Annotated in this window: 11 protein-coding genes, 1 tRNA gene and 1 pseudogene; 12 read left to right on the top strand and 1 reads right to left on the bottom strand. The window is 53.1% G+C overall.

Annotated features, from left to right (window positions below; all coding sequences use genetic code 11):
* Window positions 1-29: 29 nt before the first annotated feature.
* From IQ273_RS10750 to IQ273_RS10710, 9 genes and pseudogenes are all read left to right on the top strand, one after another.
* Window positions 30-479, top strand: a complete 450-nt coding sequence (locus tag IQ273_RS10750; RefSeq protein WP_194023163.1) for a PPC domain-containing protein — start codon at window positions 30-32, stop codon at window positions 477-479.
* A gap of 85 nt (window positions 480-564) precedes the next feature.
* Window positions 565-637 (top strand) — tRNA-Phe (locus tag IQ273_RS10745).
* Between the two features lie 174 nt (window positions 638-811).
* On the top strand, window positions 812-2017 hold the full coding sequence (locus IQ273_RS10740) for a site-specific integrase (protein WP_194023162.1): 1206 nt from the start codon (window positions 812-814) through the stop codon (window positions 2015-2017).
* Between the two features lie 756 nt (window positions 2018-2773).
* Window positions 2774-3931, top strand: coding sequence for a transposase (locus IQ273_RS10735; RefSeq protein ID WP_194023161.1), 1158 nt, complete (start codon window positions 2774-2776; stop codon window positions 3929-3931).
* Between the two features lie 579 nt (window positions 3932-4510).
* Window positions 4511-5074 (top strand): hypothetical protein, encoded by a 564-nt coding sequence (locus tag IQ273_RS10730; protein ID WP_194023160.1) that lies wholly within the window; start codon window positions 4511-4513, stop codon window positions 5072-5074.
* A complete protein-coding gene (locus IQ273_RS10725; RefSeq protein WP_194023159.1) occupies window positions 5067-5390 on the top strand; it encodes a hypothetical protein in 324 nt (107 codons plus the stop codon). Before IQ273_RS10730 ends, IQ273_RS10725 begins: the two co-directional genes overlap by 8 nt.
* Before the next feature lie 16 nt (window positions 5391-5406).
* Window positions 5407-5517 (top strand): annotated as a pseudogene (locus tag IQ273_RS10720) (DUF433 domain-containing protein); the annotation flags it as partial.
* Between the two features lie 707 nt (window positions 5518-6224).
* On the top strand, window positions 6225-7184 hold the full coding sequence (locus tag IQ273_RS10715; protein ID WP_194023157.1) for an orange carotenoid-binding protein: 960 nt from the start codon (window positions 6225-6227) through the stop codon (window positions 7182-7184).
* 144 nt (window positions 7185-7328) lie between these two features.
* Window positions 7329-7658 (top strand): LexA family transcriptional regulator, encoded by a 330-nt coding sequence (locus IQ273_RS10710; RefSeq protein ID WP_194023156.1) that lies wholly within the window; start codon window positions 7329-7331, stop codon window positions 7656-7658.
* 66 nt (window positions 7659-7724) lie between these two features.
* On the opposite strand, the gene IQ273_RS10705 is transcribed toward IQ273_RS10710, so the two are convergent.
* Window positions 7725-7901, bottom strand: coding sequence for a DUF4278 domain-containing protein (locus IQ273_RS10705; RefSeq protein WP_194023155.1), 177 nt, complete (start codon window positions 7899-7901; stop codon window positions 7725-7727).
* 1066 nt (window positions 7902-8967) lie between these two features.
* Here IQ273_RS10705 and IQ273_RS10700 point away from each other — a divergent pair.
* The 3 genes from IQ273_RS10700 to IQ273_RS10690 all read left to right on the top strand — a co-directional run bounded on the left by IQ273_RS10700 (window position 8968) and on the right by IQ273_RS10690 (window position 12516).
* The gene (locus tag IQ273_RS10700; RefSeq protein ID WP_194023154.1) at window positions 8968-10278 is read left to right on the top strand and encodes a Y-family DNA polymerase; all 1311 of its coding nucleotides are present in this window, start codon (window positions 8968-8970) and stop codon (window positions 10276-10278) included.
* Between the two features lie 65 nt (window positions 10279-10343).
* A complete protein-coding gene (locus tag IQ273_RS10695) occupies window positions 10344-11744 on the top strand; it encodes a transglutaminase domain-containing protein (protein ID WP_194023153.1) in 1401 nt (466 codons plus the stop codon).
* Window positions 11745-11790: 46 nt separating this feature from the next.
* The gene (locus tag IQ273_RS10690) at window positions 11791-12516 is read left to right on the top strand and encodes a hypothetical protein (RefSeq protein ID WP_228052774.1); all 726 of its coding nucleotides are present in this window, start codon (window positions 11791-11793) and stop codon (window positions 12514-12516) included.
* Window positions 12517-12622 lie beyond the last annotated feature (106 nt).

Below are 12622 nucleotides of genomic sequence, written 5' to 3'. Positions count from 1 at the left end.
ACCGCTTGTCTCCCATCCCCTCAGAATCTATGCACTTTCACCTTCGCCTCCAGCACCACCTACTGCTTCCCCTAGCGTTGACGACCCTGGCCTTAACGTCGCTGCCAGCCAGGGCACAGACCGCTGTATACACACCCATTGTGCTACCGGCCTCGCGCGAAGTTAACGATGTTTTGAGCGATCGCGATATTCCCACTGGAACCGGGGGATTCGCCCGCGACTACACGGTAAACCTTGAGGCTGGTGACCAGGTCGCGATCGATGTCATCTCTGATGAGTTCGACACCCTGGTGATTTTGATGAACAAAGATGGCGTCACCATGGGCGAAAACGACGACGGCCCCGACGGCACCACCAATTCTTTGCTCTTCTCCCGTATTACCGAGTCCGGTGCCTACACCGTGAGGGTCAGTGCCTACGCTGGGCAGGGGGCAGGCAATTTTTACCTCAAGGTAGCCCGCCTGCGAGAAGTTCAGTAGAAAACCGCATTCTTTTTCTCGTGTAGTCTTGTCAGGGGTGACACCAGCTTGCTATCTTAAGTGAGCGCTAGAAATCGCGCCCCTTGCCGGGATAGCTCAGTTGGTAGAGCAGAGGACTGAAAATCCTCGTGTCGGCGGTTCAAGCCCGCCTCCTGGCATTCAGTCAAATCAAGCGAAAAGCCCTGAAGCCAAAGGTTTCGGGGCTTTCTCTTTTCAATGCTTGATTGAGGGCTGCCCAATTTTTGGGTGTTTTTAGAACAGATTGGGGGAATTATTGGGGTAAGATTGGGGTAAGGATTTTTAGTACAAAGGTTTCATTCTGGGGTTTTGCCATGCACTCCTCTTCCTTATCCCGCAAAGCTTCCAAGGGTTCTGTCCAGGTCAAGACGTCGAATGGACGCTTGCAGCTAGTCTTTAGCTATCAAGGTAAGCGCCGCTACGTTTCGCTGGGTTTTGATGATACGGTTCAAAATCGTAAGCTAGCGGATCTGAAGGCTCGCCAGATAGAGTTGGATATTCTCTCTGGAAATTTCGACTCAACGCTACTCAAGTATGGCCTCCAATCAGTTGACAGGGCAAAACCGCTTACCCCAGTTCTTACCCCAACTCCAGCGGTACACCCCTCACTAGCTGAGCTGTGGGAGAAATACACTGATTTCAAGCGTCCAGGACTGTCCCCTAGCACGCTGGCCAAGGATTTCACCAAGGTCTCTCGCTGTATCAACCTACGGTTGCCTACAAAATCACTCCAGGATTCTGTTGCGATTCGAGACTGGCTGGTCGCAAATAAGACTCCCAACGCTGTAAAGCGTTATCTGACTCAGTTTTCCGCCTGCTGTGATTGGGCCACGAAGTCTCAGCTCATATCTCATAACCCATTCAAGGGGATGGCAGCGGATATCAAAGTCCCCAAAGGAGATTTAGAGGATACGGATATTAACCCCTTCAGTCTTGAAGAGAGAGATCGAATTATCCAGGCATTCAAGAGCGATCGCTACTATAGGGTTTATGCTCCGTTCATAGAATTTCTGTTCATGACAGGCTGTAGACCCTCAGAAGCCGTTGCGCTGCAATGGCAGTACATTTCTGAAGATTTCCGTTCCATTCGATTTGAGCAGGCAGTAGTCGTGTCAGAGAGCGGATTGGTCTGTAAGAAAGGGCTAAAGACCCAGAGGAAGCGTACCTTTCCTGTAAATTCTCAACTGGCTGCGCTCCTATCTTCAATCAAACCAGAAGTGGCGACCAGTGAAACGAAGGTCTTCCCCTCACCAGAAGGGACTTGGATTGATGTTCACAATCTAACTAACCGAGCTTGGCGCTCTGTTCTTTCAAAACTTGATGGAATTGAATATCGAAAGTTATATCAGGCAAGGCATACCTTCATCACAGCAGCACTCGAAACTGCTATTACAATGCCTGACGGCAGATTTAAAATGCTTGATGCGAAAGATGTTGCCAAGCTAGTTGGAACTAGCCCTAAAATGATCTATGAGCATTATGCTGGGAAGTCAAGGGAGCTTTTTGTCCCCGAATTCTAGTTTGCAGGGTTATTTTTATGTCTCTGGAAGCTAACGGCTCTTCTATGAGGAGATGCTATTCACAGTTTGGTTCTGCCTGACCTCTTCTGACAACTCATGAGACTGGCCTTGTACACTTCAATGGCGCGCATGTGACTAATGGGATCATTCCGATTAGAGCACCAATCCTGAATGAGTTCCAAGTTGTATCTCACGCAGCGGCTGTTGATCCTGACCCAATGAATACCTTCAATCCATTCACCATGAAGTCGGTAGCGCTTCAATGTTTCACCGCTTAGGTCAAGGGCCTCTATGGCTTTTCTCTTGCTGACAAACAACATCATTTTCGGCATTCCTAGAGTAAAAAGCAGGAAAAGCTCTGCCAGTTGGCATTCAGAAAAAAGTTCCCATAATTCGATATTTGACTACAAGATTACAGACAAAAATGACGCAATAGGGCTCAATGGTGTAGCAGGCACCGGGAAAGAGCGATCAACAGGCATCGGTTTGTCTGTGTCCTCACTCTAGGCGGCGGTGATGACTAGATTGTGGATAACAGCCGTCAAATTTATGGCTAATGGAAATCTGGCAAAACAAAACCCCTGGCGCTGGCCAAGGGCTTCAGTGAAATTCGACATCAGTATCCTAAGCCATCTAGCCTTAGTGGTGCAGAGAAGTCTTGAAAGGACGACTGTGTAAGGAGTCTCAAATGAGACGAGGTAGGTTGGGCGGGGCATTGCATGAGAGGCTTGAATTCCCCAACTCAAGGCCAACCTCATGGAAACACCCCACTTGTATCGTCAACTGCAAGACCAATTGAGTCAATGGGTCAAACCCAAAGACCAACGGCATCTGAAAGGGTTTGCCGACATTCTGGGTGCGATTTTGCAGTCTGGCGAGGCCTGCCCTTGGCGGTGGATTCCGTATTTGTCACATCGAGACTGCGGTGCTCGTGCTCATATGGGCCGCTTGAGCTACTTTCTCCATAACCCGCAGATCACAGCGGAACGCTACTATGAGCAGATCCTGCGTCACCTGCTGTCAGCCTTTGCCGGAGAAGCCATTCTACTGACGCTGGACACCAGCATGCTGTGGGATCAATGTTGTCTGATAGAGGTGTGCTTGGCTTGGGGTGGCCGCTCGTTCACCCTGGCCCAAGTGGTGCTGGAGCATGGCAGCGCTACGGTGGGCTTTGAGCAGTATCGACCGGTCTTAGAGCGGGCTCAGCAGGTGCTCCCGCCAACGGTGCAGGTGACCTTGCTGGCTGACCGGGGCTTTGAGCATGGTGAGTTGATGCGCTGGTTGAATAAACAGCAGTGGGACTGGGCCATTCGGGTGAAGTCAGACCTGTTGGTCACCACCACCGACGGTCGCACTCAACCCGTAGAGAGCCACTTTCCGCCCCTAGAACAGGCCTATCTCGTGAGGCCAGTGCGCGTATTAGGCGATGTCAAGGCCCATCTGGCGACCGCAAATGTGCCGGGTGCGCAAGACACCTGGGCGGTATTATCGAGCCAAACTGCCTCGCTGCAAACTTTCGCGCTCTATGGTCAACGCTTTGGAGGAATCGAACTGCACTTTAAGGATTACAAATCAGCCGCCTTGAATGTGCTCGACTCGGGTTTACGCGATGCTAACGTCTTGACTCGCTTGTTTATGCTGCTGGATTGCGCCTATTTGATTGCCCTCGTAGTGGGCATGATGCTGGTTAAGGCTGGCCGACGGACTCGCCTAGATTGGCACGGAGAGCGGGGCTTGAGTTTTCTGCAACTCGGCCTGCGGGAACTGGCTCGACTCTGCTACGAGCGACTGCCCTTTCCCATCCTCCAGGGGTTTCCGAAAGGCAATCCACCGCCCGCCTGCGCTTCTCAGCGCAAACGAGACGCCTTGCAGTGCCGCATTGAGTTCTCCAAAGTCGTTACCTTCTCATGCTGAGACTGCCTTGGAGTTTTCTGCACCACTAAGGCCATCTAGCTCAGCCCTCGCGATCACACCTTCCAGCAGGTCGTCCCAGAGGGCTTTACTTGCGAGGTAATGAGGAACCCCTCGTAGTCGCTTCGGTGGGGGCGTGGATCGGCATAAAGCAGCACGACACACCAGAAAAGTAAAGAACATCTATCACAATTAGGCGAAAGTTGACCTGTTTCGGGTAAGCGCTCCACTTCCTGTGAATCTGGCGGTTGAAGGATGTCACAATGCAGCGGGTTAAGCCACTGTAGAGCGAAGGGCAGACCTACTGCCTTCCCGTCCAACCCTATAGTGAACTCCTTATAGTCAAACCGCCCCCGGTGCCCAGTGCATCGGGGGTTATTCAATGGTGCGATCGCGTTGATGTAGCGATGGTTTGGGCTATGGTTCCTGTTTACAAAGGTTTTAGCAAATCGGTTTGACTGTTCTGGCGTTCACAAAACCTGCTGCCGTGGCCATGGTGGCGAGACAGTACAGTGAACGGAATAACCCCCATATCCTTAAGGGATTATCGCCGTTCTGTCTCACATAGATAGGACATTCGCCATGGCCAAACTCGATGGGGTTTTAGTTGATGAACTTCCCCTAGCAAGCTTGAAGGATCACTACGGGGTAGCCCGCTCTCAGGTCTTCAACCGCATCAAAGTCCTGGGTATTGAGACAATTAAGCGGAAACAAAAAGCCTATGTCAATGTAAACCACCTAGAACTCGTGGATCGCCTGCATGAGCTGATTCAGCAGGACTACACGATTGATTCTGCGACCACCATGATTCTGGGCGATTCTCCTGCGGAGAGGCTCCGCCAACGCCCGAGGCAGTCCCATGAGACAGCAGGACAGTTAGAGATGCTTCCGGCTCTGGTGGCTGCGATCGCCCACCACCAACAGCCCGCCGCTGCCCCACTGGCACCGCCCAACCCCCTCTCTCGCTTTGAACAACTCCAGGCGATTGCTGACAACGACTGGCGGCCCAGCACCAGCGAACTAGCCGAGATTCTGGACCTGACTTCTCTCTCTGGTAGCCAGTTCGAGCGTTACAGCTTCCGATTCACTAGGGCAGGGAAATACGGGGCACAGTCGGCCTGGAAAGTGGAGAAGATCCATGACTAAGGCCCAGCCCCAAGCCCTCTCCTGTGGCGACCTGGTGAAGCTCAAAGACCTCTACCAGGGCCGCTATAACTATGGTGTCGTAGTCGAAATTCTCAGCCATACTCGCCACAAGCTGCCGCGCAACGTCAGGCTGCATCTCTACGACGATGATGGGCAGCTCTACATCGAACCCCTTTCTGTGGCTAAAGGGCTCATGGTGCCTAGCTACGTGGACTTCCATGTATCAGAGCTGATCTGGTATCGCAGGGCTGCCGATCAGGGCTACCACACCATCCCTAACCCGCCTGACTGGTCAAATGAACGGTATCTAGCCTGAAGGAAGTAGAAATCCTATGACCAGAATCACAGCCAATCTGGATATCCACTTTGGCAAACCCTGTATCGCAGGCACCCGCATAACAGTACAGAACGTACTTGAGCTGGTTACTGAAGGAATTGCTCCCTAAGACATCATCAATGACTACTACCCAGACCTAACGGCAGAAGATATTCAAGCCTGTCTAATACATCAGCGTAAGACCTGGTTGACTGACAAAACATGGAGCACTAACCCCTGAAATGCTTGCCGGTCAAGGGGTTCAGGCGGAACAAAGTCATAATGCTTCCTTGATGACCTCAAACCCTTGCTGCAAGGAACTTTGAGCATCATTCAGGCAAACTTTTGTTAGTCAATCAGCTTACGACCACTCATGGACAGTGGGCATGAACTATTAAAAACTTAAAGCCTTGTTCCACAAAGACAATAGCTTCCTGGGGACTACGCTTGCTTAGACTGAGTGACCGAAACGATGATTAATGCCCAAAAAATGCACTTGCATTGAGACCAGTTTATGGGCTTTTAATATTAGCTCTTCCGTCCTGACTATACGAGAGAGAATACCGAAAAGCCTCAAACCTTAACATAGCTACAATTACAAGTTCTAGCCTTTAAAGAGGTTTTCAAAAATGTCACCTTTTCGCTAAAAGTCTTGCTTAGCAGTGGTTTCAGGCAAGGCCAGGAAATTAAACATACTTATACTGGAAGAGCCTTTATATTCTCTAGGAAAGGAAGATATGATTCCCTTAGAATGTGAGCTAGAGTGAGTTAATAAGAATATTTTCTAGATAATGAAGGTTACATTCTTTTGAGCCTTTAAGGGGTTTTTTGTCCATGACATTTACGATCGATTCAGCCCGCTCTATTTTTCCTGACACTCAAGTTGCTGATGCGGTTCCACTAGTCGTACAAGCCTGCAACCAACTCAGCGCTGAAGACCAGCTTGCCTTACTTTGGTTTGCCTACACAGAAATGGGCATAACCATCACTCCGGCAGCCATGGAGGTCGTCAACATGATGTTCGCAGACAATATCTTGACCCAAATTAAGCAGATGTCAGCCTTAGAGCAAACCCAGGTGATGTGTGACCTGGTCAACCGTGCCGATACTCCCATTTGCCACACCTATGCCGCCTTTGGCACGAACGTCAAGCTGGGATTCTGGTATCAACTCAGCGAATGGATGCAGCAGGGCATCGTGGCTCCCATTCCAGCGGGCTACGAACTATCGCCCCAGGCATCCGAGGCGCTTGAGGCGCTCCGTCGCATTGAAGGGGGGCAGCAACTCACTGTCCTCCAGGATCTGGTTGTTAATATGGGGTATGCCTCAACGGGGGGAGTGCCCACGGTTAAAGATCCGGTTACTCCCCCAAAAGAGGCTGCCCCTCGCACTCACGTTAGTATCCAGGGTATCGATAATAAAACTGTCCTCAGCTATGTGGACAATATGAATGCCTTTGACTTTAAGGCAGCGGTGGCTTTATTTGCTGAAGAGGGTGCTCTAAAACCCCCCTTCCAGGAACCAGTTGTGGGTCGGGACAACATTCTCACCTACATGCAAAACGAGTGCTATGGTCTTAAACTATTGCCGGAGCAGGGGATTTCTGAACCCGCAGACGGAGGCTTCACCCAAATTAAAGTGACGGGAAAAGTCCAAACACCCTGGTTTGGGAACCGGATTGGCATTAACCTAGCATGGCGGTTTTTGTTGAACCCTGAAGGCCAGATTTTCTTTGTGGGAATTGACGTGCTGGCCTCTGCTAAAGAGCTGTTGGATTTGGGTCTAGTACTCTGAGACAGAAGTAAATCTACTATCATCGTGCTTGCAGCAAGTGCAATATCTGCGCGACGATAGTAGAGAGATATTCGCCTAGGACAGTCTCACGAGACAACCTCGCCATAGGACGAATAGCATGGATAAACCTGTCTCTCTTCCCCTATGGCCTTCCCCGTCCCCGGCGATGCCATCGAGCAAAGCCTAGACCTCAACCAACACCTGATTCACAACCCCGCTGCCACCTTCTTCATGCGGGTCGAGGGGGATATGGCGACTGGCCCAGACGTACAGCCAGGGGATCTGCTGATAGTGGATCGCGCCCAGGTAGCCCAGGATGGCTCTCTGGTCGTAGCGGCGATCGCATGCTCTCTCCAAGTCCTCAGAGTTCAGAAGCACCACGGCAAGCTAGTGCCCGCTTCAGGCTGGGCACCAGGGCAGACGCTGGATATAGAAATTTGGGGTGTGGTCACAACCCTCATTCGCAAGGTCTAGACCATAAAAAACCCCACTGTCGCCAGCGGGGTAGGAGGGGTTGTTGTACAGGAGGAAAACTGTGGTCTACCGGGCGTAGTGAACGCCGCGATAGGTCAGCTCTGCGGGCTGATGGCGTTGGGCAACGGTGAACTGCTTGCGGGCGTAGGGACGGCCCATGAAGATGGCAGTTTCGCCGCTGGGGGTGGCCTCGATTGTAGGGGTAGAAGCTTCGTAGGATTTGCCGAGGAAGGAAAGTTGCATAGCTGGGGCTCCTGAGTGACGGGGGTTTGTCTCGATGAACTAATAGTCCCGTGAATGCTCGCTTCGCTGGGTGACAGAGGTATTGGTTTGCGGGTGATAGTTCTGACGGTTGAGTGTGAGCGCACCTGGCTCTACGGCTGCTTGAGATCACATCAGGCAGAACTGCGTCTACCAGGCATACGCCAAACAGCGCAACCTGCCCAGTCTCTACAACTGCCCCCAGATACCAAGGGCACCATAGGCCTACAGCGAGTTCCTGAAAACGTCTTAAGCGTGAGCAAACCCCCCACTAACAGAGCTGTCAGTGGGGGGTTTGCTTTGGCATTTGGGTGTGGTTGCGGAGGGTGGCGAGGATGAACTCTGAGGAATAGTCTGCTGATTGGGCGCTATATGCCGGGAATAATGGTACGCGCTTTAACCGACTCTGGCTAGGGCCGAGCAAACCCCTGGCCAGCGCCAGGGGCTAGTGTGAAGTGACTAGGGTTTAGCTTTGAGGCTTCGGTTCATTAGCGAAGTACGCGATCGTCCCCAGCGCAGAGGCCAGAACCCAACCGATGAAAACTACAACAAATAAGGTCAACATGGTGTCTCCTATGGTTTTGAACAACCATTGATACAACTTGTGAACGCGTTCACCCAGCACGTTAGCAACCCTGTTTCGGTAGCTGCAACATTCCTTAACGCATTGCGAAAGATGTATTGCTTGGTAACAGAAACCTCAGATTCAAACCCGTGCGTGGAATCCGCAGCCAGGGGCTTTATCCCAATCACATCAGCTCCTGGCGGGCCGTGGGGTTACCGTGGCCTCGTTCTTGTATGAGAAACCCGTGTCCTGCTAATTGGCAATCTGAGACCGGGCGATTCCAATATTTCACTAGATTCATCGGCGGGCAATGCGCTTGACCGTAGTTGAGGGTGAGGCAGCTTCGCCGTTGTCCCATTAGAGCAGGACAGTCTCGCAGGACTGTAGGACACTGACCACTGCAGAGGATAGTATGAATATACTACTGCATCTATTTCCCTTGTCTCCAATGCTGTAAACCCTCATTTTCCCTAGGGTCTAGCCATGTTCGCCCTGGTAGATTGCAACAGTTTTTTTGCCTCCTGTGAAAAAGTTTTCCGCCCTGACCTGGAGGGTAAGCCCGTGGTGGTGCTCTCTAACAATGACGGCTGCGTCGTCGCGCGATCGCCCAAAGCCAAGCCACTGGTGGCCATGCAGGCCACCTTGTACTCGATCCAAGACCTGGTGAACCGGGGCACCATCCACGCCTTCTCATCCAACCCAGTACTCTACAAAGACATGTCGAACCGGGTGATCCAAACCCTTCAGCACTTCAGCCCCGAGGTCGAACAATACTCCATCGACGAAGCCTTTCTGGGCCTGCATGGGTTCACTAAAGCTGACCTGACCGACTACGGCCATAGGATTCGCACCACCGTCAAGCAGTGGACAGGGATACCTGTCTCGATAGGCATCGCCAAAACCAAGACCCTGGCCAAGCTAGCGGCCCACGAAGCCAAGCGCTACCCCAACCTGAATGGAGTCCTCGACTTTGAAACCCTGGCCGACCCAGACGCTGTGCTAGCCAGCCTCGACGTGGGGGAGGTCTGGGGCATTGGCCGCAACCTCAAGGCTAAGCTCAACGGCATGGGCATCAAAACTGTGCTCCAACTCAAGAATGCCGATGAGCGGCTGATCAAAAAGAAGTTTGGGGTGTTGGGCCTGAGAACTGTCCTAGAGCTGCGCGGCACCCCCTGTTTCCCCATGGAGCCGGTGGCCGCCCCCGTCACCATGCGAATTGTCTCTCGCTCCTTTGGCCACCTGGTCACAGAACTATCGGACATCAAAGAGGCGGTGGCCACCTACACCACCCGCTGCGCCGAAAAGCTCAGGGCCGATGGTCTGGTGGCAGGCCACTTCACTGTCTCAATGCGCACAAGCTACTACCGCCCCGAGAACCAGTACTCTGCCGCTCGCTCTGTAGCCCTCGACCAACCCACCAATGATACCGCTGTGCTTATCCACGAGGCCATGAAGCTGGCTGAAGCCGCCTTTACGCCGGGGTATGAGTACCTGAAGGCCAAGGTCATCGCTACGGAGCTAACCCCCGTGGGCGAGGTACAGGGCAGCTTGTTTGCCGCCCCGGTGGATACAGAGAAGCGCGAGAAGCTAATGCAGGCCATAGACAACCTCAACCGCAAGCTCAGCCCCGATGCCGTCAAGTTTGGGGCGATGGGCCTGAAGCCCACCTGGGCCATGCGGTCAGACTACTTCTCCCAGCGCTACACGACCCATTGGGGGGAGATTCCAACTGTGAAGGCTTGGCAAATAGTCGGCAGTGAATCAAAAAGACTGTCTTACGAAACAGTCCTGTAGGACAGCCTCAAAACCGGGAAACCTAGAATTTAGGTTCGCCCTGGTTGTTCTCTTTTCCCGATCTCATGCGGTTTTTATTTCTGAAGCTGCCCTCACTCATCACTAGAACACTGTTCTACCTGGCAGTTTTCCTTTCCCCAGTGCTGGGTGTCTGGTTGGCCTCGTCATTGGTGGCCTACGTCAACGGCCCCAAGCTTCTGACCGTCTTCTCCGGCATCTTGCTATTCCCCCTGGTGCCCATTTTGTGGGACATGCGGGGACGTAAAAAAGGGAAGCAGCTCGGCATTCTCACCTGGGGCGATCGCATCACCCTGCGCACTCTGGCCCTCAACCTGGTCTTTCTCACCCTCCTGCTGGCCCTGCAGCCCCAGACCTCGTTTTTGGCGTTATCTACCCGAGGTGACTGGTTCTTGGATGGCATGCAGGGGCCACAGGTGGAGCTGGCCCGACGCGGGTTATTCACTGCCGCTAGGGGACTTGAAGGGCTTTATCTGAGATTCCATGACAACCCCTTTGACCAGTACGCCGATACAACCCAGGTGCAGCCCCAGCCAGCTCCCCAGCCTAACCCCATAGGACAAGCGGGACAGGGGAAGGGGTGGCCCTGGACAGACATTGGCCTTCATCCCGCTGTGGTCAACATGCCTGCCAGCGCTGAAACCAGCATTGCCTCCGTGGCTCAGTACATTGCCAGCCAGGAAAAAGACCCCATGCTGCGGGTCAAAGCTCTGCATGACTACGTGGCCGATCGCATTGCCTACGATGCTCCTAACTATTTCGCGAGCATCTATCCGCCCCAGGACGCGGAGACAGTGTTTCAGCGGCGAGTGGCGGTGTGTGCAGGCTACGCCAAGCTGCTCGAAGCCCTGGGCCAGGCCATTGGCGAAGAAATTGTCTATGTGACCGGTGACTCTCGCAGCTCCACCAGCGATCTGGAGGGGCAGAGCCATGCCTGGAATGCGGCCAAGATCAACGGGCAGTGGTATTTAATTGACGCCACCTGGAACAGTGGTTATGTAGATCGGGCGTCTGGCTTTACCAAGGCCTACAAAACCGATTACCTCTTCCCACCGCCCGAGGTGATGGGGATTACGCATTTTCCCCAAGAAGAAAGCTTCCAGCTCAGGGCGCAGCCCATTACCCGAGGGGAGTTCTTGCGCCAGCCGATGATGAGAGCCCGGTTCTTTGCTGAGGGAATGAAGCTGGTTGCGCCGATGCGATCGCAGACCGATACCCACCAAACGGCGGTGATCCAGATCCAGAACCCCAATCGGCGCTGGTTGCTCTCCAGTTATGCCCTCAAGGGCTCTGCCCAAGCCGAACAATGCACCGATAGCCCCACACAAGGCCCGCAGATCACCTGCTCATTGCCTACGTCGGGCACCTATGAAGTCAGCCTATTCAGCGGCGATGAGCAGTATGGAGACTTTGCCCATGTCGGCCAGGTTGAGTTCAACCGGCGCTAAAATCGCTCTCCCACTTACGATTCAGATACCTCACCCTTTGAAACCCATGCCGCTGTTCACCCTTAAAGACAAGCAAATCGCCGCCGTCAAAAGTACTCAATTTGGCGCGGAAGGCATTCAGGAGCGCACCGACTTGCAAGCTGCACTCAGAGACAACATCAACGTTATTTCGCCCGATACGATGGTGCTGTCTGAGGAATTCTCCGGCTGGACTGAGGGAGCACGGCGAATCGACCTACTGGGCATCGACAAGCAGGCCAACCTGGTTGTGATTGAACTCAAGTGCGATGAAATTGGGGCTCATATGGAGCTACAGTCCCTGCGCTATGCCGCCATGGTCTCGACCCTGACCTTCAAGCGAGCCATCGAGATTCACCAGCAATACCTCGATAAACGGGGCATTGCGAAAGATGCTGAAGCGGAAATCCTGGGCTTCATAGGGTGGAGCGACCCGCAGGAGGAGCAGTTCCCTACGGATGTCAGAATCGTGCTGGCTTCTGCCAACTTCTCAAAAGAGTTGACCACCGCCGTCATGTGGCTGAACGAGCGTGACCTGGACATTCGATGTGTCCGCCTTCAGCCCTACAAACTGGGGGACGAGCTGCTGCTAGACATTGAGCAGATTATCCCCCTGCCAGAGGCGGAGGAATACCAGGTGAGAATTCGAGAGCAGGCAGAGGCGCAAAGAGCTGCCGCCCGTTCTAGCCGAGATAACACTCAATATGAGTTCCTGGGCCAGGTCTACAACAAGTATCAAATGTCAAGTACATAGAGGTGACGCGACAGCTAGATTGGCGGATTGCAGGGTCTGAGAGAAGGTCAGCACCCCCGTTCATGAGCGCTGTAGCAGTGGTCGCCTTTCGAAGAACGACTGCACG

It is taken from the genome of Nodosilinea sp. LEGE 07298 (assembly GCF_015207265.1).
Classification (GTDB): Bacteria; Cyanobacteriota; Cyanobacteriia; order Phormidesmidales; family Phormidesmidaceae; genus Nodosilinea.
Note: the sequence above shows the minus strand (reverse complement) of the source record. Positions and strands in the feature narration are given on the sequence as shown.